18 protein-coding genes are annotated in these 19,076 nt (G+C 67.9%); 8 read left to right on the plus strand and 10 right to left on the minus strand.

Annotated elements, in window-relative coordinates; genetic code table 11:
- A complete protein-coding gene (gene speB, locus CVM50_RS00700) occupies window positions 1–969 on the plus strand; it encodes an agmatinase (RefSeq protein ID WP_085890031.1) in 969 nt (322 codons plus the stop codon).
- Between the two features lie 192 nt (window positions 970–1,161).
- Here speB and CVM50_RS00705 read toward each other — a convergent pair whose 3' ends face one another.
- Complete coding sequence (locus CVM50_RS00705; protein ID WP_085890030.1) at window positions 1,162–1,440, minus strand: hypothetical protein; 279 nt, start codon at window positions 1,438–1,440, stop codon at window positions 1,162–1,164.
- 62 nt (window positions 1,441–1,502) lie between these two features.
- On the opposite strand from CVM50_RS00705, the gene prfA reads away from it, so the two are divergent.
- The 3 genes from prfA (at window position 1,503) to CVM50_RS00720 (ending at window position 4,387) form a co-directional block, all read left to right on the plus strand.
- Window positions 1,503–2,552, plus strand: coding sequence for a peptide chain release factor 1 (gene prfA / locus CVM50_RS00710; protein WP_085890029.1), 1,050 nt, complete (start codon window positions 1,503–1,505; stop codon window positions 2,550–2,552).
- On the plus strand, window positions 2,549–3,388 hold the full coding sequence (prmC, locus tag CVM50_RS00715) for a peptide chain release factor N(5)-glutamine methyltransferase (RefSeq protein WP_085890028.1): 840 nt from the start codon (window positions 2,549–2,551) through the stop codon (window positions 3,386–3,388). The genes prfA and prmC overlap by 4 nt, the downstream gene beginning before the upstream one ends.
- A gap of 213 nt (window positions 3,389–3,601) precedes the next feature.
- Window positions 3,602–4,387 carry a DUF4167 domain-containing protein gene (locus CVM50_RS00720; RefSeq protein WP_085890027.1) on the plus strand — a complete coding sequence of 262 codons (786 nt, stop codon included), beginning with the start codon at window positions 3,602–3,604 and terminating at the stop codon, window positions 4,385–4,387.
- A 154-nt stretch (window positions 4,388–4,541) separates the two neighbouring features.
- Here CVM50_RS00720 and rsmA read toward each other — a convergent pair whose 3' ends face one another.
- From rsmA to lptF, 5 genes are all read right to left on the minus strand, one after another.
- Entirely contained in the window at window positions 4,542–5,384 is an 843-nt protein-coding gene (rsmA, locus tag CVM50_RS00725) for a 16S rRNA (adenine(1518)-N(6)/adenine(1519)-N(6))-dimethyltransferase RsmA (protein ID WP_085890026.1), read from the minus strand.
- Window positions 5,385–5,387: 3 nt separating this feature from the next.
- A complete protein-coding gene (locus CVM50_RS00730) occupies window positions 5,388–6,656 on the minus strand; it encodes a peptidylprolyl isomerase (RefSeq protein WP_085890025.1) in 1,269 nt (422 codons plus the stop codon).
- Window positions 6,657–6,823: 167 nt separating this feature from the next.
- Window positions 6,824–9,004: an LPS-assembly protein LptD gene (locus CVM50_RS00735; protein WP_085890024.1), complete on the minus strand. Its 2,181-nt coding sequence runs from the start codon at window positions 9,002–9,004 to the stop codon at window positions 6,824–6,826.
- A complete protein-coding gene (gene lptG / locus CVM50_RS00740; protein WP_085890023.1) occupies window positions 9,005–10,120 on the minus strand; it encodes an LPS export ABC transporter permease LptG in 1,116 nt (371 codons plus the stop codon).
- The gene (gene lptF, locus CVM50_RS00745; RefSeq protein WP_232618112.1) at window positions 10,117–11,274 is read right to left on the minus strand and encodes an LPS export ABC transporter permease LptF; all 1,158 of its coding nucleotides are present in this window, start codon (window positions 11,272–11,274) and stop codon (window positions 10,117–10,119) included. Before lptF ends, lptG begins: the two co-directional genes overlap by 4 nt.
- A gap of 290 nt (window positions 11,275–11,564) precedes the next feature.
- Between lptF and CVM50_RS00750 the strand changes: the two genes are divergently transcribed.
- The 4 genes from CVM50_RS00750 (at window position 11,565) to CVM50_RS00765 (ending at window position 14,359) form a co-directional block, all read left to right on the plus strand.
- Window positions 11,565–13,034 (plus strand): leucyl aminopeptidase, encoded by a 1,470-nt coding sequence (locus CVM50_RS00750; protein WP_085890021.1) that lies wholly within the window; start codon window positions 11,565–11,567, stop codon window positions 13,032–13,034.
- Between the two features lie 4 nt (window positions 13,035–13,038).
- A complete protein-coding gene (locus CVM50_RS00755) occupies window positions 13,039–13,503 on the plus strand; it encodes a DNA polymerase III subunit chi (protein ID WP_085890020.1) in 465 nt (154 codons plus the stop codon).
- Between the two features lie 87 nt (window positions 13,504–13,590).
- Window positions 13,591–13,950 carry an ArsR/SmtB family transcription factor gene (locus tag CVM50_RS00760; RefSeq protein WP_085890019.1) on the plus strand — a complete coding sequence of 120 codons (360 nt, stop codon included), beginning with the start codon at window positions 13,591–13,593 and terminating at the stop codon, window positions 13,948–13,950.
- A complete protein-coding gene (locus tag CVM50_RS00765; protein WP_085890018.1) occupies window positions 13,916–14,359 on the plus strand; it encodes an SRPBCC domain-containing protein in 444 nt (147 codons plus the stop codon). The genes CVM50_RS00760 and CVM50_RS00765 overlap by 35 nt, the downstream gene beginning before the upstream one ends.
- Window positions 14,360–14,414: 55 nt before the next feature.
- Here CVM50_RS00765 and hflX read toward each other — a convergent pair whose 3' ends face one another.
- The 4 genes from hflX to trkA form a co-directional block, all read right to left on the minus strand.
- Window positions 14,415–15,689 carry a GTPase HflX gene (gene hflX, locus CVM50_RS00770; protein ID WP_100148404.1) on the minus strand — a complete coding sequence of 425 codons (1,275 nt, stop codon included), beginning with the start codon at window positions 15,687–15,689 and terminating at the stop codon, window positions 14,415–14,417.
- Window positions 15,686–15,925, minus strand: a complete 240-nt coding sequence (hfq, locus tag CVM50_RS00775) for an RNA chaperone Hfq (RefSeq protein WP_085890017.1) — start codon at window positions 15,923–15,925, stop codon at window positions 15,686–15,688. The genes hflX and hfq overlap by 4 nt, the downstream gene beginning before the upstream one ends.
- A gap of 135 nt (window positions 15,926–16,060) precedes the next feature.
- The gene (locus CVM50_RS00780; protein ID WP_306372326.1) at window positions 16,061–17,614 is read right to left on the minus strand and encodes a TrkH family potassium uptake protein; all 1,554 of its coding nucleotides are present in this window, start codon (window positions 17,612–17,614) and stop codon (window positions 16,061–16,063) included.
- Between the two features lie 9 nt (window positions 17,615–17,623).
- Window positions 17,624–19,000: a Trk system potassium transporter TrkA gene (gene trkA, locus CVM50_RS00785; RefSeq protein ID WP_085890016.1), complete on the minus strand. Its 1,377-nt coding sequence runs from the start codon at window positions 18,998–19,000 to the stop codon at window positions 17,624–17,626.
- Window positions 19,001–19,076: the final 76 nt, after the last annotated feature.

The following is a 19,076-nucleotide window of genomic DNA, read 5'->3' on the forward strand; positions in this document are numbered from 1 at the left end:
ATGGCCCTCGAAGATGCAAAGACCCAGGTGGATCAGGCTTTTACCCGCGAAACCTCACGCGGATTGAGCTATGAGAACGCCTTCGGCGGGGCGACCAGCTTCCTGCGGCGGCGCTATACCAAGGACCTGTCGGGCTTCGATCTGGCGGTGACCGGCGTACCCTTCGACCAGGCAGTGACCAACCGCACCGGCACGCGCCTTGGGCCCCGCGCCATCCGCGAGGCTTCGACCCTGCAACCCTACGACCCGCCCTATGGCTGGGGCTTCGACCCGCTGGGCGAGTTCGCCATCGCCGACTACGGCGACCTGGCCTTCGACTACGCCAAGGTGGCGGAGTTTCCTGAAACCCTGACCGACCACATCCGCGGGATCCTGGCCCAGGGGGCGGGGTCGGTGACGTTGGGGGGCGATCACTACATCTCCTTCCCGATCCTGAAGGCCTATGCGGAGAAATACGGGCCGCTGTCGCTGATCCATTTCGATGCGCATAGCGATACCTGGCGCGATGACGACATGGATCGGATCGACCACGGCACGATGTTCTACAAGGCGATCAAGCTGGGGCTGATCGACCCCGCGCGCTCGGTCCAGGTGGGGATCCGCACGGTGAACGAGGACGGGGCGTTTGGGATGAACATCATCGACGCGCCGGAGGTGCACGAGATCGGGCCGAAAGCCGTCGCCGCCCGGGTGAGCGAGATCGTGGGCGATTACCCCGCCTACCTCAGCTTCGACATTGACTGCCTCGACCCGGCCTTTGCGCCCGGCACCGGCACCCCGGTCTGGGGTGGGCTGACCTCTGCCCAGGCGGCGGCGATCCTGCGCGGCATCGCGGGCGTCAACCTGATGGGCGGCGATATCGTCGAGGTCTCGCCCCCCTTCGACACCACCGGCGCCACGGCGATTGCCGGCGCCCATGTGGCGATGGAGCTGATCGCCCTCTGGTGCTGGAACCGGCGTCAGGGTTGAGGGCGGGCAGGGGGGCTCTGCCCCCTCTTGAGCCGGGGGCTCAATTCACCCCGGGATATTTCTGGCAATGAGAAGAGAGGGGCGCGGCACGTCAAAGCCCTGGCGGCGCCCCGGCTGCAAAGTAGATCGCCCCCGGGGGGCCGCACGGGCGGCCCTTTCTTTATCCGATTGCCGAAAATACTCCGGGGGGAGTCAGTCTCCGGCTGACGGGGGGCTGGCCCCCCTCTGCGGTGCCGCGGCACGCGACGACAGGCAAGAGGGGCCGACCTCGCGCCACATGGGCACGTTCAGCGACATCTGACATTGCGCAAGGTAGCTGCGGCCATCGACGCTGAGGCAGATCACCTCGCCCAACTCGACCCGGTCGCCCTGGCGGTCGGTGCAATAGCACTCGATCGCCTTCAGGGGTGGCATCGGGGCCTCCTGCGCCGTGGCGGGCAGGGCCGCAAGGATCAGGGCATAACGCAGCATGGCCTAGTCTAGCACGGGGCAAGGCTTGACCAAAGCCGCGCTTTAGGGGACAGCTTCGCCCCATGATTTCCGAAGACAGGCTGGCCCGTATCATCGGGCGATACGAATACATCGAGGCGCAAATGGCCGAGGGCGGGGGCGACTTCGCCGCGCTGGCCCGCGAATACGCCGAGCTGAAGCCGGTGGTGGAGGCCGTGCGCGCCTACCAGGCCCTCGAACAGGAGCTGGCCGAGGCGGAGGCGATGCTCTCGGATCCCGAGATGCGCGCCCTGGCCGAGGAGGAACTGCCCGGACTGCGCCAGCGCCTGCCGGAGATGGAGCAATCCCTGCGCATCGCCCTGCTGCCGCGCGACGCCGCCGACGCCCGGCCCGCCATGATCGAGATCCGCCCCGGCACGGGCGGTGACGAGGCCGCGCTCTTTGCCGGGGACCTGCTGCGCATGTACCAGCGCTATGCCGAGGCTAAGGGCTGGCGCTTCGAGATTGTCGAACAGCAGCTGACCGAGCTTGGCGGCATCAAAGAGCTGACGGCGGCTGTGCGCGGCGACGGTGTCTTCGCCCGGCTGAAGTTTGAAAGCGGCGTGCACCGGGTGCAGCGCGTGCCCACGACCGAAAGCGGCGGGCGCATCCACACCTCCGCCGCCACCGTGGCCGTGCTGCCCGAGGCGGAGGAGGTCGACATCCGCATCGACCCGAACGACATCCGCATCGACACCATGCGCGCCTCGGGCGCCGGCGGGCAGCACGTGAACACCACGGATTCGGCCGTGCGCATCACCCATTTGCCCACGGGGATCGTCGTGACTTCCTCGGAGAAATCCCAGCACCAGAACCGCGCCATCGCCATGCAGGTTCTGCGCAACCGGCTGTTTGACCTGAAGCGCCAGCAGGCCGCTGATGAACGCGCCGCCGACCGCAAGGCCCAGGTCGGCAGCGGCGACCGCAGCGAGCGCATCCGCACCTACAATTTCCCCCAGGGCCGGATGACGGATCACCGCATCAACCTGACCCTCTACAAGCTGGAGCAGATCCTGCAGGGTGACCTGGACGAGGTGATCGACGCGCTGATCGCCGATCACCAGGCGCGGCTGCTGGCGGAGGATGACGCATGACCGAGACACGCCTGGCCCTGGCGCAGGCGGTGGCTGACCTGCGCGCCGCCGGTATCGACGATCCGGCCCGCGACGCCCGCTGGCTGCTGGCCCATGTCCTGGGAATGACGCCGGATCGGCTGTCGATCGACATGCCCGCCGATCTGGGCGGCGCCGAGCCTGCCTTTGGCGAGGCCATCGCCCGCCGCGCCGCGCGCGAGCCCGTCAGCCACATCACCGGCAGGCGGTTCTTCTGGGGCCAGCTCTTCCATGTTACGCCCGACGTGCTGGACCCGCGCCCCGAGACCGAGGAACTGGTGGCCGAAGGTCTGTCCGGCCCCTTCACCCGCGTTCTGGACCTGGGCACCGGCTCGGGCTGCATCCTGCTGAGCCTGCTGGCGGAACGCGAGGCGGCGACGGGCCTGGGCGTCGACCTGTCCCCCGAGGCGCTGGCGGTGGCCGAGCGCAACCGCACCGAGCTGGAGCTGGAAGAGCAGGCCGAACTGGCGGTGTCGGACTGGTTTGCAGGTGTCGAGGGGCGTTTCGATCTGATCGTCTCGAACCCGCCTTATATCACCGAGGCGGAGATGGCCGAACTGGCACCGGAAGTGCGGCGCGAACCGGCCATGGCGCTGACCCCGGGCGGCGACGGGCTGTCGGCCTACAGACTCATCGCGGCCGGCGCGGTGGCTCACCTGTCTCCCGGCGGGCGGCTGGCGGTGGAGATCGGCTGGCGGCAGGGCGAAGACGTGGTCGAAATTTTTCGCGCCGCCGGCCTTGAAGAGATCGGCATTCGCACCGATCTTGATGGCAGGGACAGGGTCGTCAGGGCCCGGGCGCCACATAGCCCGGTCTAAAGTCGCACAATCTGCGTAAAACTGTCACTTCCCCCTTGTCTTCATCATCCCGGCATGGTTAGTCGGGACCATCCGGGCCTGAGGCCGCGTCGTTTTTCCAACCGCGCCCCCCGGATGCCAAGCCAGAGAGAAGCCGCTCGCAAAGATCCGACGCAGGATGCGCCGAGACAGCGCAGCGGCACCTAGACAGAACAAGGCTGGACAGCTGACCTTATGAGATCTTCGAAATCACGTTCGCGCAGCAAGTCGCGCAACCGTTCCGTCGGCAATATCGTCAACCGAGTCTTCGACTCCTCGGGGCCGGAGGGCAAGGTGCGCGGCACGCCGCAGCAGATCATCGACAAGTACAACCAGCTGGCGCGGGACGCTCAACTGGCCGGTGATCGGGTGGCGACCGAGAACTTTCAGCAGCATGCGGAACACTACCTGCGAATGCTGGGCGAAGCCCAGAAAGAGCAGGACAGCCGCCGCGAGCAGCAGGAACAGGAAAACCGTCAGCGCCAGGCCGAACGGGACCGCGAACGCGCCGCCCGCCAGGACCAGCGCGATAGCGGTGGCGACGATGGCAAGGGCGACGGAAAATCCGACGACCGCGGCCGCAAGGGGCAGGACAACCGCGCCGACGACGGCCTGAAGAGCCAGGACGACGGCAAGCCGCAGGACGGCAAGAGCCAGGACAAGCCGCAGGCGCAGCCCGAGGCCGCCGAGGGCGACAAGCCCGAGAAGAAGCCGCGCAGCTCGCGGTCGCGCAGCCGCAAGGGCGGTTCGGGCGATGACAACGTCGAGGCCGCGCCGAAACCGTCCCGTGGGCGCACCGCCAAGTCCGGCAATTCCGATGACATCATCGAGATGAGTGGCGACGACAGCTCCATGCTGGTCGAAACCCCCGAGGATGCCGGTACCAAGCCCGCCCCGCGCAAGCGCAGCCCCAAGAAGCCGGCCGCCGATGCCCAGGTCGAGACGCCGAACGAAGAGGGGTCCGCCGCCGTCGAAGGCTGAGCGACCCAAGACTGACAGACACGAAAAGGGCGGCTCCCAAGGGGCCGCCCTTTGTCGTGGGGTCGGGGCAGCGCGCCGGCGCGGCCCGTTCCATCTTCTCTTTGCCGAAAAGATACCGGGGCGCGCGGGGGCTCGCCCCGCCGGTCACCACCGCTCAGCCGGCGGCGACGTTCCGGGCCAGGGCGCAAAACTGCTCCAGCGTCACGGTCTCTGCCCGGTCGGTGGGCTTGATGCCCGAGGCCAGCAGGCGGTCCTCGATGTCCGGCGCCAGCCCCTTCAGGGCCGCGCGCAGCATCTTGCGGCGCTGGTTGAAGGCCTTGGCGACCACACGCTCCAGCACCTTGGGATCGGCGGGATAGCGGGGTTCGGGCAGGGCGGTCACATGGACCACGGCCGAGGACACCTTGGGCGGCGGGGTGAAGGCCTCGGGCGGCAGCGAAAGCGCGATGCGCGCCTCGGCCCGCCACGAGACCAGCAGCGCCAGCCGGCCATAGGCCTTGGACCCGGGTTGCGCCACGATCCGTTCCGCCACCTCGCGCTGGAACATCAGGGTCAGGCTCTCCCAGAAGGGCGGCCATTCGGGCGGGGTCAGCCAGCGAACCAGCAGTTCGGTGCCCACGTTGTAGGGCAGGTTGGACGCCACGCGGATCGGTGGCGTCAGATGCGCCAGCGGGTCGATCTCCAGGGCGTCGCCCTCGATCACCTGTAGGCGGCCCGGGTATTGCGCCCCGATCTCGGCCAGGGCGGGCAGGCAACGGGCGTCCTTCTCGATCGCCAGCACCTTGCGCGCGCCCTCGGCCAGCAGGCCGCGGGTCAGGCCGCCGGGGCCTGGGCCGACCTCCAGAACGTCGCAGCCCTCAAGATCCCCGGCCTGGCGGGCGATCTTGGCGGTCAGGTTCAGATCCAGAAGAAAGTTCTGGCCCAGCGACTTCTTCGCCGCCAGGCCATGGGTCGCGATCACCTCGCGCAGGGGCGGAAGCCCGTCGATGGCAGCCATTGCTTACTCGACGATGCGCGCTTCGGAGCGCAGCTGAGCCAGGTAGCCCTCGGCGTAGGAGCCCAGGCGGGCGTTCTGCAGCTGGGTGCGCACGGCGTTGCGGTCGATCTCGTCCTCGTCCGGGACGCCTTCCGGGGTCCGGCTGCAAAGCATGAGGAAGACCAGGGCCTGGCCGTTGTTGCGGGTCAGCGCGGTGGAGACCTCGTTGTCATCGAGCTTCGCCAGCTCCATGCCGATGTCCTGCGGGATCTCCGAGGGGGCGAGGGTCACACGCTCCAGCACGTCTTCGGGCTGGCCCTTGGCCACGCCGTAGAGGTCGTCACAGGTGTCGATCTCCGCGCGGATCTTCGCGGCGGTGGACAGGGCGTCCTCGGACCGGCCACCGGCGATGTAGTAGCTGGCGTATTCGATTTCCGAGTACTCCTGACGGGAGGCGCTGGCCTCCTGGATGGCGCGCAGCTGGAACAGGGCCAGTGCGCCGTCGATTTCGATCGGCTGGGTGACCTGTCCGGGGCTGAGGGCCATGATCTGCGGCCGCAGGGCGGGCGGCAGGTTGGAGGCGCTCATCCAGTTGACGCGGCCGCCCTGGTCCCGGCTGGGCGCGGCGGAATACTGACGCGCGGCCTGGGCGAAGGCGTCGACGGTGGTGATCTGGGAAATCTGGTCGGCGATCTGCGCCGCCTGCTGCGGATTGCGGGCGGTCGGCACGAAGATCTCGGAGATCAGCACCTGCACGCCGCTTTCCTGGCCGCGGGTGGCAATGGCGCGGTCGATCTCCTCCTCGGTCACCGATACGCGGCTGGCGAAGCGGCCGCGCACGACCTGGCGCCAGACCACGTTGGAGGCGACGAAATCCCGGAAGGTCTGCTGCGACACGCCCTCGCCCGACAGGGCCTGAATGAACTGCGGCAGCTCCATGTTGGCGCGGCCGGCGAATTCGGTCATGCCGGCCTCGACCTCCTCCGCGTCGGCGGTCAGCCCGAAACGGTCGGCGGCGCCGGCCTTCAGGCGGTCCTCGATCAGCTGTTCGCGGGCCAGGTCCCGCGGGTTGCCCGGCGCGTTGAACACCTGCAGCATCCGCGCCCGCTGGTCCAGCTCGTAGCCGGTGATGACCTTGTCGTTGACGCGGATCACCGGGCCGAAGCTCTGCGCCTGGCCGGGCAGCGCCTGGCCCAGGGTCAGGGCGAGGCCCAGCACCGCGGGACGCGCCAGGGCGCGGACCTGCGAAAGGGCCTTGCGGAGATGCGGGCGGGTCTGTGCGGATCTGATCATTGCCTCAAGTCTCTTTCTGCCCTGGCCGGGCCATCTGCCGGGACCGGCCGGGGCGCCTGCCGTGGCTGCGCTGGCCGTCTTGCCCTATCTATATCGTTTTCGCGTCTCGTCTCAATCGCTTCCTGCCCTGGACGTGCCGTTCTTCGCCTGCGTCCCTATCCGGCGGCCTAGCTGCAGGATTTCGCCTGGGCGCTGCCGCCCGAGGAGGCGGAGAAGCCGCGCAGGCCGATGGTGAAGCTGAAGTCGGTGGAGGGCGACAGCACGGTGGAGGAGGCGAAGCTGCGGGACATGGCGACCGAGACATCGACGCATTCGTTCGACCAGGTCACGCCCAGCCCGGCTTCGGCCAGGCGGTCGTCGGCCACGTCGTAGCGGAAGTTGGCAGAGGTCAGCCAGCTGTCGCTCCAGCGGTAGTCGCCGTCGAGCACCCATTCGGAGATCACGTTGGGCCGGTCTTCGGCCAGGTCGTTGCCCAGCCAGACATAGGCGGCGGCGATGGCGGCGCGGTCATTTTCCCAGGCGGCGCGGGCCTCGGCCTTGGACGGGTCGAGCGCGTCGGAGAAGAGCCCGCGGGCCGCCAGGGACCAACCGTCCGGGCCCGCGAGCTGCCCGGCCACCAGCAGGTCCGAGACCTCCCCGGTGAGACCGGAGGTGCTCGAGAAGGCCGGGTCGGGGTTTTCCTGCACCACCTGGCCCAGCACCAACCGACCCTGCCAGCCGGAGGGATCGTAATGGGCCCAGGAGATGCCGTAGGCGCCGCGCCAGCCCCGTTCGCGCCGATCCGGCGCGGTGAAACGGGTCAGGCCCAGCAGGTTGCCCTCGTCGAATTCCAGCCGGGTGCTTTCGTCGTTGGCCACCTCCAGGTCGTGGCCACCGGACCAGGCGATCTGGGCGACCGGCTCGATCACCTGTGTCGCCCCGGCGGCGGTCGACCGCGCCATGGGCCAGCGCAGGGTCAGCGCCGTGGTCGGGGTCACGCCGGTCTGGTAGGAGGGCAGGGTCACGTCCTGGACGGTGTGGAAGGCGTCCGCGGCGACGCCGGTCATCACCTCGGCACGGATCCCGGCGGGCAAGGTGAACCAGCGCCGCCAGTCGGCGCTGACGGTCAGCCGGGTGACATCGCGCCCATCGACCACGCTGTCGGCATCGGGTCCGTCGGTGTCATCGCGGGAATAGCGGACATGGCTGTGCGCCTCGGTGCGCAGCCGCAGCTCGCCCCCGGTGCGGTCGGGAAAGACGCGGCGTTCATAGCTGGCGTCGCCGATGATCGAGGGCAGGGTGGAATTGTCCTCGTCCTCGCGCAGCGAATAGTAATGCGTCAGCGCCACCGAGGCCCATTCGTCGCGCCGCGCCCGTTCCACCGCCAGCCGGCTGTCCAGGCGGTCCTTGTCGGAATAGTTGTAGTCGTTGAGGTAGGCGTCATCCGCCACCGCCTCGATATCGAAGCTGAGGACGAAATCCTGCGGCAGGTCAAACCGCCCGGCGGCCTCGATATAGCCGCGCGCGTCCTCGTCGGTCATCAAGTCGTCGCTGGACAGCGCCCCGGACACCCCGATGGCGCCGGTGCGGAAGGCCTGGCGATAACGGAATTCCAGCGTCTTGGTGTTCTGCGACACGTAGGGCGTCAGCAGCAGATCGCGCTGGTCGTCGATGGCCCAGAAGTAGGGCAGTTTCAGCCCGGTCCCCAGCAGGGAGTTGCGCCGGATCGATGGGATCAGAAAGCCCGTGGCGCGGGTCTGGCTGGGATCGGGCATGCGCAGGTGCGGCAGGTAGAGCAGGGGCACGCCCATCACCTCGAACCGCGCCTCGTCGAAATAGAGCTGGCCCTCCGCCTCGTCGTGGGTCACCCGCTTGGCGCGGATCTGCCACAGCGGCGGCTTGCCGGTCTCGCAGACCTGGCAGGAGGACACGGTGGCCTTGTAGAGCGAGTTGTAGCGATCCTCGCTGCGCGTCAGCTGCGCGGCGGCCAGTTGCACCTGGCTGGACAGCATCATGCGCGCGCCGGAGAGAAGCCCGTTGCGCAGCTCGGCGTCCAGTTCGGCGGCGTCGGCCAGGATCAGCGTGTCGCCCCCTTCCTCGGTGATGCGGATCGGCCCCTCGATCTTCAAGGTGCCCTCGGCCTGGTCGAAGCTGATGCGCGTGGCGGTCAGGCGGGTACGCCCCTGAAGCGCCTCGACATTGCCTTCGGCCACGATGCGGTCATTGCCCGCAAGGTAGACCTGGTCGGCGATCAGCATCGCCGGATCAGCCGCCAGGGCCGGGCGCGGCAGTGTGGTCAGGGCCGCAAGGGCCAGCGCCAAGGCGGCGGCACGGGGCGCGTGGCGCAGGCGGGCAAAGGGGGCGGCCATCTATCCGTCCTCCATCTGTAGCAAGAGCCCCGTGGACAGCAGCAGCGCCGCCACCGGGGGCGCCCAGGCGGCCAGGAGGACGGGGATCTGCCCGTTCTCGCCCAGCACCTGCGCGAAGTTGCGAATGTAGTAAAGGGTGAAGCCCAGCAGGATGGCGATCAGCACCGATTGCCCGGTCTTGCCAAAGCGCGCGGGACGCATGGTGAAGGCCGCCGACACCACGACCAGCGCCAGCAGGAACAGCGGCCGGGCCAGTTCCATGTTGAACCACACCGCGTGACGCCGGGCGGAGAACCCGGCCTGTTCAAGTTGCGCGATATAGGAGGGAAGCTCCCACACCGGGATCGCCGACGGGTCGCCGAAACTGTCGCGGATGCGCTCCTCGGTCAGGGTCGAGGGCAGGGAGTAGTGGCCGTGGGTTTCGGCCTCCGCCTCGGGGTTGATGCCGTTGGCGAGGGGCCAGATCTTCACGTTGTCCAGCTCCCAGGCGCCCTGCACCAGTTGCGCATGTCCGGCCTCAATACGGCGCAGCGGCCCGCCTTCCTCGCCATTGGGGCCAAGCGGCGCGTAGGAGATCATGGTGACGTCGTAAAGCTCGGTCGCCTGCGGGTTGGACCGTGCGGCGCGGATCACCGTCTGCCCCTCGTCACCGCCCTGGCGCAGCCAGAGCCCCTCGGCAGAGACCGACAGCGTGTCGCGCCCGCCGGAACGGTAGCCCTCTGAGACGTCGTTGTAGCGTTTCGAGGTGGAGGCGACGATCGGGTTGAACATGGCCACCGCCACGATGCCGATCACCAGCGCCACGCCCAGGGGCGCCAGCAGGGTCTTCAGCGCCGAGCGTCCGGCGGCGCGGGCCACCACCAGTTCCGAGGACCGCGACAGGCTGATGAACAGCGCCACCGTCGCCAGGATCATGATCAGCGGCAGGATTTCATAGAGGCCGCGCGGCGCGTTCAGCAGCACCAGGCCGAGGACCTGGCCCAGGTTCACGTCGTAGCTGGACATCCGCCGCACCTGTTCCGCCAGGTCGATCATCGACGACAGCAGGAAGAAGATGCCGAAAACCATGGCAAAGCTGCGGGCGAAGCGGCGGGCGAAATAGGCGTGCAGGATCATGCGGCGGCCCCCAGCCCGGTGTCGCCCCGTGGGCGGCGCGGACGGCGGGCACGGCCAGCCCACCACAGCAGCAGGATGGAGATCACCATCCCCGTGGCCGAGGGCAGATAGAGCAGCGGCCAGAGCGTGCCGTCCCGGCGCACGGTGTCGGTCACGTTGCCCTCGACGAATTTCACCACCACCAGCAGCAGGATCGCGAAGATGATCTGCCGCCAGACTCCGAAGCGGGAGAAACTGCCGATCTGCAGCGCCGAGAAGCCGATCAGCGCCGCGACCAGGCACAGCAGGGCCTGGGCGATGCGGTCGTTGCCCTCCTCAATGGCGCGGCCCGGGGTGGACCTGGTGCGCAGCGCCGCCTCTTCCGGGGTCAGCAGCAGCTCGAAGGTCGACAGGTCGCGCAGCCCGTAGCGCACCGCGCCCGAGGTGTCGATCAGCGCGCCGAGGTTGTAGGCGAAGTCCTGGAAGTGGGTGGTGTAGAGGCGATTGGTGGCCAGGGTCAGGCTTTGCGCCAGCCCGTCGATCATCACCAGCTTCGGGTCGGCCGGCAGCTCCGGGTCCTCGTTGGCGTTGACCAGGTAGGCACGGGCGGCGGAGAAGGTCTGCACCTCCTCGCTGTCGCGGCGATCGGACAGGAAGACATCGTGCAGCGTGCCGTCGGCGTCGATCGCGCGGATGTAGAAGGTGATGCCCGCCGCCGGATGCAGGAAGGTGCCCTCGGTCAGCATCCGCGCGGTGACGTTCTGCGAAATCTCCTGGTCGCGCCGCTCGATTTCCGCATGACTCATCGGCACCAGCAGATGGGTCAGCATCGACATCATCAGCGCGGTGATGAGGCCGAACCACAGCACCGGGCGCGCCAGGCGCCAGGGCGAGAACCCGGTGGCCTGCATCACCACCAGTTCGGATTCGGAGCTGAGCCGGTTGGTCACGTAGACGGCGGCGGCAAAGACGGCCATCGGCAGGATCTGCCGGATCACGTTGGGCAGGGTCAGCGCGGTGTATTCCAGGAAGACGGCGGCGGATTGCCCGTCCGCGATCAGCTGATCGAACAGGCGCACGGCCGAGTTGATCCAGTAGATCGCCACCAGGACCAGGGCGAAGAACCCGAAGAGCATCATCAGCTGCGACAGGATATATCTGTCGAATCGCGCCACGCGCACCCCCCAAGGCGGCCGCGTCTCGTCGGCCCTTCGTTCTTTGATCTATTCGGTCCGCCGCAGCGGACACAGGCAGCCGCGGCTCGCCCCCCGGCGCCCCGCGTGGAGGAAAGTCTAGCGGGTTTCCCGGGCCGGGAAAACTGCATTCTGGTCATTGCGGCAATGGCAGGCTAGCTTCGCCGCAAAGCCGGGTGGCGGGGGCGCCGGGCGGGCCGGGACGCGGCCCGTGCCCCGGTGGCGTCCCCCCATAGACCCGGCAGCTCACCTGATCCGGAAGGAAGACACCCGTGACTGATCCCGTTGCCCTGACATTCGCCGAAACCGATCTCGCTGACCTTGCTACGCGCCCGGGCCGCATTGCCCTGGTGATCGAACCCGAGGGCAAGATGACGGCGCCGGTGCGGCGGGTGAACAAGCTGACGCGCGGCGCCATTTCCCGACTGACCGAGGCCGAGAGCTGGGCCGACCGCAAATCGGGTGAGGTGATCACCCTGGCCTGGCCTCAGGGCCTCGCCGCCGAGGCGCTGGACGTGATGATCCTGCCGAAGAAACCGGAGGCGGCGCTGGCGCGATGCACCGGCGCCAAGCTGGGCAAGCTACTGGGTAAAGCAGGGATGCTGGTGCTGGCGGGCAACCTGAAGGCGCCCGAAGACCTGGCACTGGGCCTGAGCCTGCGCGCCTACGACTACGACGCGCAGAAGACCACCAAGGCCGATCCCAAGGGCGCCGTCACGATGATGTGCGCCGCGCCGCTGCCGGAGGCGGGCGCGGTGGATGCGCTTGCCCAGGGCGTCTTCTTCACCCGCGACCTGGTCAATGCGCCGGCGAACGTGCTGACGACGCCGGCCTTCGCCGATCAACTGGTTGAGCTGCACGCCTTGGGCCTTGAGATCGAGGTGCTGGAAGAACCGGCCCTGCGTGAGTTGGGCATGGGCGCGCTGCTCGCCGTGGGTGAGGCCTCGGTCACGCCGTCCAAGGTGGTGGTGATGCAGTGGAAAGGGGGGGCAAAGGGTGCCGCCCCGCTGGCGCTGGTCGGCAAGGGCGTGGTCTTCGACACCGGCGGCATCAGCCTGAAGCCCGTGGGCGGCATGGAAGACATGACCATGGACATGGGCGGCGCGGGCACCGTCGCCGGCGTAATGAAGACCCTGGCCCTGCGCCAGGCCAAGGCCAATGTCGTGGGCCTCGTGGGGCTGGTCGAAAACATGCCCGCGGGCAACGCCTATCGCCCCGGTGACGTGCTGACGACGATGAAGGGCGATACGGTCGAGGTGATCTCCACCGATGCCGAGGGACGCCTCGTCCTGGCCGACGTGATGTGGTACGCGCAGGACCGTTTCAAACCGGCGGGGATGATCGATCTGGCCACGCTGACCGGGGCTGCGATCATCGCCCTGGGTCACGAGATGACGGCGGTCTATGCCAACGAGGACGATTTCTGCGGCCAGTTCCTGAAGGCGGCGGGCACCGAGGGCGAAGGTGCCTGGCGGATGCCACTGGCCCAGGGCTACGACGATCAGCTGAAAAGCCGCATCGCCGATATGAAGAACCTCGGTGGGCGTCCTGCGGGCTCGGTCACCGCGGCGCAGTTCCTGAAACGCTTCGTGAAGGACGAAACCCCCTGGATCCATCTCGACATCGCCGGCACCGCCTCGATCAAGGCGGGCACCGATCTGGCCCCCGCCGGGGCCACGGGCTGGGGTGTTCTGGCACTGAACCGGCTGGTCGCCGATGCCTTTGAACGCGGGGAGGACTGAGCCCTTGGGCGAGGTCTATTTCTACCACCTGACCCGCTCCACCGTGGACGGGGCGCTGCAGAACCTGCTGCCGCGCGCGCTGGCCGCCGGCTGGCGCGTCGCTGTGCGCGGGCAGGATGCCGACCGGCTGAACTGGCTGGACCAGAAGCTGTGGCTGGGGCCCGAAGAGGGCTTCCTGCCCCATGGCCAGGACAAGGATCCCCATGCGGAGCTGCAACCCGTCCTGCTGACCCTTGGCCAGCCCGCCAATGCGCCCGATTGCCTGATGACCATCGACGGCGCCGGGTTGGAGCCCGAGGAGGTGACCAGCGTGAAACGGGCCTGCATCCTCTTCGACGGCCACGACGACCCGGCGGTGCAGCAGGCCCGCGTGCAGTGGAAGGCCCTGACCGGCGCGGGCTGCGCCGCCGTCTACTGGTCCGAGGAATCCGGCCGCTGGGAAAAGAAGGCGGAAAGCGCGGGGAGATAGGGCCGCCTTCAACCCCGGCCTTAATACTTAGCTGAATGGGTAAGTATTTGCTTGCGTGCTGCGCGTGGCCCGTTTTAGGGTGCCTGTATGACTGCAAACCTGGATGGGCTGTTCGCGGCCCTGGCCGATCCCACCCGGCGGGCGGTGGTGGAACGACTGATGACCGGCCCGGCGCCGGTCTCGGACCTGCACGCCCCGCATGACATGGCGCTTCCAACCTTCCTGAAGCATCTGGGCAGGCTGGAGGCGGCTGGACTTGTCCGATCGCGCAAGATCGGCCGTGTCCGCATTGTCGAGATCGAGGCCGAGGGGCTGGCGGGGGCCGAAGACTGGCTGCGCCGAACCCAAGCCCTTTGGCAGGGCCGGCTGGACCGGCTGGCGGCCCTGGCCGCGACACAAGAGGAAGACGAGAATGACGGACTACCGGACGGTGCAACTGGAACGTGACATGCCCTGCGACCCGGCACGGCTGTTTGCCCTGATGACGGACCCGCGCCACCGCGCGGCCTGGATCGCCCCGGACGACAGCAGCGAGGTGGTGCTGGAATACTGCGATTGCCGCACCGGCGGGCGCGAAGAAACGCGCTCTGGCCCGAAGGAGGCCCCGGACTACACCACCACAGGACATTTTCACCTGGTCACCCCGGACTTCCTGTCGATGACAGAGGTGCTGACGATTGGCGGCGAGATCCTGTCGGTGTCGCTTTGCGGCCAGGAAATCGCGGCCCTTGGCATCGGCAGCCGCCTGACGGTGACCTTGCAGGTCACGAGCCTGGCCGGGCCAGAGTTGTTCGACGATTACGCCGGGGGCTGGTCTGCCGCGCTGGACAGCCTGGCGGCCCTGGCTGCCGCCTGAGGGCAAAAAGAAATCGGCGCGCCGGACCTCGAGGGGCGGCGCGCCGTCAAGGGACTCAAAGCGCCCAGAACCGTTCCGCCTGGCGCGCGGTCCACAGCAGGTCCAGTTCCACCCCGTCCTCGGTCTGACGTTCCGCCTGCACGATGCCTTCCTTGAAGGCCCAGGCGCGGCGCTTGCCGTCGGAGTAGGGCAGGACCACCGTCTCGCGCCGGCGCTCGGCGTCCAGCGCGCGGGTGACCTCGGTCAGCATCGCGTCGAGGCCCGCGCCGGTGATGGCGGAGATCGGCAGGATCTTGGGATCGCGGTCGGCCGCCGTCAGCAGCCGCGCCTCTTCCTCCTGCGGCAGCAGGTCGATCTTGTTCCAGACCTCCAGCACCGGCACGTCCTCGCTGAGGCCAAGGTCGGTCAGGATGTCCTCGACATCGGCCTTCTGTTCGCGGGTCTCGGGGTGCGAGATGTCGCGCACGTGCAGCACCAGGTCCGCTTCCAGCACCTCTTCCAGCGTGGCGCGGAAGGCCGCGACCAGCTGCGTGGGCAGGTCCGAGATGAAGCCCACGGTGTCCGAAAGGATCACCTCGGCCCCGGTTTCCAGCTTCACCCGGCGCATGGTCGGGTCCAGCGTGGCAAAGAGCATGTCCTTGGCCAGCACGTCGGCCCCGGTCAGCCGGTTGAACAGCGTGGATTTACCGGCGTTGGTGTAGCCCACCAGGGCGACGATCGGGAAGGGCACCTTGGCGCGCGAGGCGCGGTGCAGCTCACGCGTTTTCACCACCTTCTCCAGCTGGCGACGCAGGCGCACCATCTGGTCGTCGATGGCGCGGCGGTCCGCCTCGATCTGGGTTTCGCCGGGACCGCCGACGAAGCCAAGGCCGCCACGCTGCCGTTCCAGGTGGGTCCAGGCACGCACCAGGCGGGTCCGCTGGTAGCCAAGCGCCGCCAGTTCCACCTGCAGCACGCCTTCGCGGGTGCGGGCGCGGTCCGAGAAGATCTCCAGGATCAGCCCGGTGCGGTCCAGGATCTTCACGTCCCAGGCCTTTTCCAGGTTGCGCTGCTGCTTCGGCGACACGGGGCCGTCGATCAGCACCAGCTCCGCCTCGGCAGCCGCCAGCGTCGCCTTCAGCTCTTCGACCTTGCCGGATCCGAAAAGGGTTTTGGGTTGGGGCGTTGCGATCCGCACCAGCTGTTCGCCCACCACGTCGAGTCCGGGCAGAGCATGGGCGAGGCTCACGGCCTCCGCCAATGCGTAAAGGGGCGCATGACGCGCCTCTTCTCCCTTGAACTCGGGATGGATCACGAAGGCGCGGGTCGGCGCCGTCTCATGTCCGATCAATTGTCGCCGTCGCCTTCATAAAGGGAAATGGGCTGCGAGGGCATGATGGTCGAGATCGCATGCTTGTAAACCAGCTGTGCCTGGCCATCGCGGCGCAGCAGCACGCAGAAATTGTCAAACCAGGTGATCACGCCCTGAAGTTTCACGCCGTTGATCAGGAAAATCGTTACCGGAACCTTGGTTTTCCGAACGTGGTTCAGGAATGCGTCCTGAAGGTTCTGTCTATCGGAAGCCATTCTTGTTACGCCTTTTTTTCGTTTATTATTTGCCGTTCGCGGCTCTTGCAGAATTAACGCATCGAGTATGGGGGCCATACGGGGAAGTTTCCACCCCCGATCTTTGGGTTTTCAATGCCCGAACGCGCGATTGCGTCAGTCCCGCCACAGGTCCGGGTTGAAAAGCGCCAGAATGGCCAGCAATTCCAGCCGCCCCATGATCATCACCGCACAAAGCGTCAGCTTGGCGGCGGTCGACAACTCCAGCAGGGCCACTGGTTCGGCGCCGCCCGTCACCGTCAGCTGCCCGGCATTGGCCAGGGCCGCGACCGACAGCACCGTGGCCTCCTCGAAGTTGATTCCGAAGAGCGCCAGCAGGGTCATCGAACTGGCCAGGACGATGGCGAAGAGCATGAAGAAGACCCAGGCCTGGAAGGCGCCGTGGCGGCGGATGCGGCGCCCGGTAATGCCGCTGCCCGAGACCGAGGAGGGGTGCACCAGCCGGTCCAACTCGCGTCGGCCCTGGAGGTAGAGCGTGTAGACCCGCAGGAGTTTGACGCCCCCTGCGGTCGTGGCCACGCCGCCACCAATCATCGACAGCCCCATCAGGACCATGCCGGGAGTCGTAAGCCCCGACCAGTCCTGCGCGGTCTGCCACTGCTGGCTTTCCCATCCGGTCGTCGTCAGGAAGGACAGCACGGTGAAGACAGCGCCCCAGAGCGCGCCGAAGCCCAGTCCCAGATCATCGGCGGCCTGGACGTCGAAGGCCCCGATCCAGTGACGCAGGAACAGCAGTAGCGGCACCACGGCGACCAGCGACAGGCCGACGCGGAACTCCGGGTCCTTGTGCAGTCCGATGCGGGCCGTGACCGTGTCCGAGGAAAACGCCACGCGCGACAGGGCGAAGAGCAGGAAGAGCGCGATGAAAACCTCGCCCAGCACGCCCGAGCCCGAGTGCGACGGTCCGCCCACAGGGCTGATGCCCGAAGTCGACATTGTGGCCATGGCATGCATCAGCGCGACCAGCGGCCGGTCGCCCGCTATCAGCAGCAGCACGCAAAGCGCGAAGGTCAGCCCGATGTAGATCGGCCCCAGCTGGATCGCACCGCGGACCACCCGGCGCATGACGCCGGCGCGCTGGAAACGGGCCATGCGGGTCGTCGTCTCGTCGCGGCCGGCGGCGGTGATCTCGAACCCGCCCAGCGACAGCGGCGCCATCACGGCGGCGGCGCAGACCCAGATCATGAAACCGCCCATCCAGGCCACTTGGGCCCGCCACAGGTGCAGCGGCGCGTTCAGCCGGCGCGGATCGTCGAAGAAGGTCATGCCGGTGGTGGTGAAGGAGGACACCATCTCCACGTAGGCGTTGATGAAATGGGTGTTGGGCAGGCTCTCGGCAAAGGGCACGGCCAGCAGCAGCGGCAGCACCAGGAAAGCCGCAAAAAGCGACAGGAGTGCCAGCAGATCGGCGCGTCCCGTCGTTTCTTCGGCGCGCGCGCCGCGCGCCAGGCCGATCATCACCGCCACTGAGGTGCCCAGAAGCGAGGTGTAGAAGAAGTGCCGCGCGGTCGAGAAATCCTCGACCCCCAGGGCCAGGGCCGCCGGCACCAGCATCGACAGCGACAGCAGCGCGAACAGGACAAGGAACAGCGGCTGCCCCTCCAGGAGGGGGCGCAGCCCGCGGGCATCGGACGGGGAGGCGGCGCGCACCGGCCCGTCCTAGAAGTAGTCGATGGAGACCTGCAGCAGGCGCTCCACCTCCGGCACGTCCGCCGACAGGGCGAAGAGGACGATGGTGTCGCCCTCGTCGATCACCAGGTCGGCCTGCGGGCGCACGACCTTTTCGCCCTTCAGCACGGCACCGACCAGCACGCCTTCGGGGAAGGCGATGTCGCGGATAGGCTTGCCGGACATGGGCGACGTCGACAGCACCTCCGCCTCGATCACCTCGGCCTCGGCGTCGCCGATGGAATAGACCCCGCGCACGCGCCCGTGGCGGATGTGGCGCAGGATCGAACTGACGGTGGTGGCGCGCGGGTTGATGTAGGCGTCGATGCCCAGGGGACCCATCAGCGGCACCAGCGTGGGGTCGTTGATCAGGGCGATGGCCATCGGGCAGCCCAGGTTCTTGGCCCGCACGGCGGCCAGCATGTTGGTCTTGTCGTCATCGGTGATGCACAGCACCGCGTCGGCGCGGGCGATACCGGCCTCGGCCAGCAACGCGCTGTCGAGCCCGTCGCCGTTCAGCACGATGGTCCGTTCCAGCACGTCGGCAGCCCGTTCGGCCACCTTGCGGCTTTTCTCGATCACCTTGGCGCGGATGCGGCGGCTCTGGCTCTCCAGCCGCTTGGCGACCGTCTGGCCGACGTTGCCGCCGCCCAGGATCACCACGCGATCCTGCTGCTTGTTCGACTTGCCGAAGACCTCAAGGCAGCGCGACACGTCCTCGGAATGGACGCAGACATAGCATTCGTCGGCGGGGAAGATCTGGTCGTCGGCCTCGGGCGCGAAGAGGCGCCCGTCGCGGCGGACGCCCACGACCACGGCGCGCAGGGTCGAGAAGAGATCGGTGAGCTGGCGCAGAGGCGTGTTCACGACGGGGCAATCGCCGTCGATCTGGATCCCCAGGAGCTGTGCGCGACCACCGAGGAACTGCTCCACGTCGAAGGCCGCGGGCGCCGCCAGCCGCTGCAATGCGGCCTCTGCCACCTCCAGCTCCGGCGAGATCACCACGTCGATCGGCATGTGGTCGCGGCGGTAGAGGTCGGAATAGATGGCGTCGAGGTAGCTGCGCGCCCGCAGGCGGGCGATCTTGCGCGGCACCGAAAAGACCGAATGCGCCACCTGGCAGGTGACCATGTTCACCTCGTCCGAGAAGGTGGCGGCGATGATCATGTCGGCGTCGCGCGCACCGGCCTGGTCCAGGATGTCGGGGTAGGAGGCAAAGCCCGCAATCCCCCGCACGTCCAGCGTATCCGTCGCGCGCCGCACCAGGTCGGGGTTGTTGTCGACGACGGTCACGTCGTTGTTTTCACCGGAAAGATGCCGCGCGATCTGCCAGCCGACCTGGCCCGCACCGCAGATGATGACTTTCATGGGTCCCGATCCCGTCTTGTCGCTCGTGTCGCCGAACGTCCGTTCTGAATGACCTGCATGGCAGGTTGCCCGAAAA

It is taken from the genome of Pseudooceanicola marinus, from assembly GCF_002786295.1.
In the GTDB taxonomy this organism is placed as follows: Bacteria; Pseudomonadota; Alphaproteobacteria; order Rhodobacterales; family Rhodobacteraceae; genus Pseudooceanicola; species Pseudooceanicola marinus.

Bases quoted from the DNA above. Each gene is read 5' to 3' on its own strand.
- CVM50_RS00735 (WP_085890024.1), bottom strand. From the start codon at position 9,004: ATGGCCGCCCCCTTTGCCCGCCTGCGCCACGCGCCCCGTGCCGCCGCC.
- speB (WP_085890031.1), top strand. From the start codon at position 1: ATGGCCCTCGAAGATGCAAAGACCCAGGTGGATCAGGCTTTTACCCGC.
- rsmA (WP_085890026.1), bottom strand. From the start codon at position 5,384: ATGGCTGCCATCGACGGGCTTCCGCCCCTGCGCGAGGTGATCGCGACC.
- CVM50_RS00705 (WP_085890030.1), bottom strand. From the start codon at position 1,440: ATGCTGCGTTATGCCCTGATCCTTGCGGCCCTGCCCGCCACGGCGCAG.
- lptG (WP_085890023.1), bottom strand. From the start codon at position 10,120: ATGATCCTGCACGCCTATTTCGCCCGCCGCTTCGCCCGCAGCTTTGCC.
- trkA (WP_085890016.1), bottom strand. From the start codon at position 19,000: ATGAAAGTCATCATCTGCGGTGCGGGCCAGGTCGGCTGGCAGATCGCG.
- CVM50_RS00765 (WP_085890018.1), top strand. From the start codon at position 13,916: ATGACGGACTACCGGACGGTGCAACTGGAACGTGACATGCCCTGCGAC.
- CVM50_RS00720 (WP_085890027.1), top strand. From the start codon at position 3,602: ATGAGATCTTCGAAATCACGTTCGCGCAGCAAGTCGCGCAACCGTTCC.
- hfq (WP_085890017.1), bottom strand. From the start codon at position 15,925: ATGGCTTCCGATAGACAGAACCTTCAGGACGCATTCCTGAACCACGTT.
- prmC (WP_085890028.1), top strand. From the start codon at position 2,549: ATGACCGAGACACGCCTGGCCCTGGCGCAGGCGGTGGCTGACCTGCGC.
- CVM50_RS00760 (WP_085890019.1), top strand. From the start codon at position 13,591: ATGACTGCAAACCTGGATGGGCTGTTCGCGGCCCTGGCCGATCCCACC.
- prfA (WP_085890029.1), top strand. From the start codon at position 1,503: ATGATTTCCGAAGACAGGCTGGCCCGTATCATCGGGCGATACGAATAC.
- CVM50_RS00730 (WP_085890025.1), bottom strand. From the start codon at position 6,656: ATGATCAGATCCGCACAGACCCGCCCGCATCTCCGCAAGGCCCTTTCG.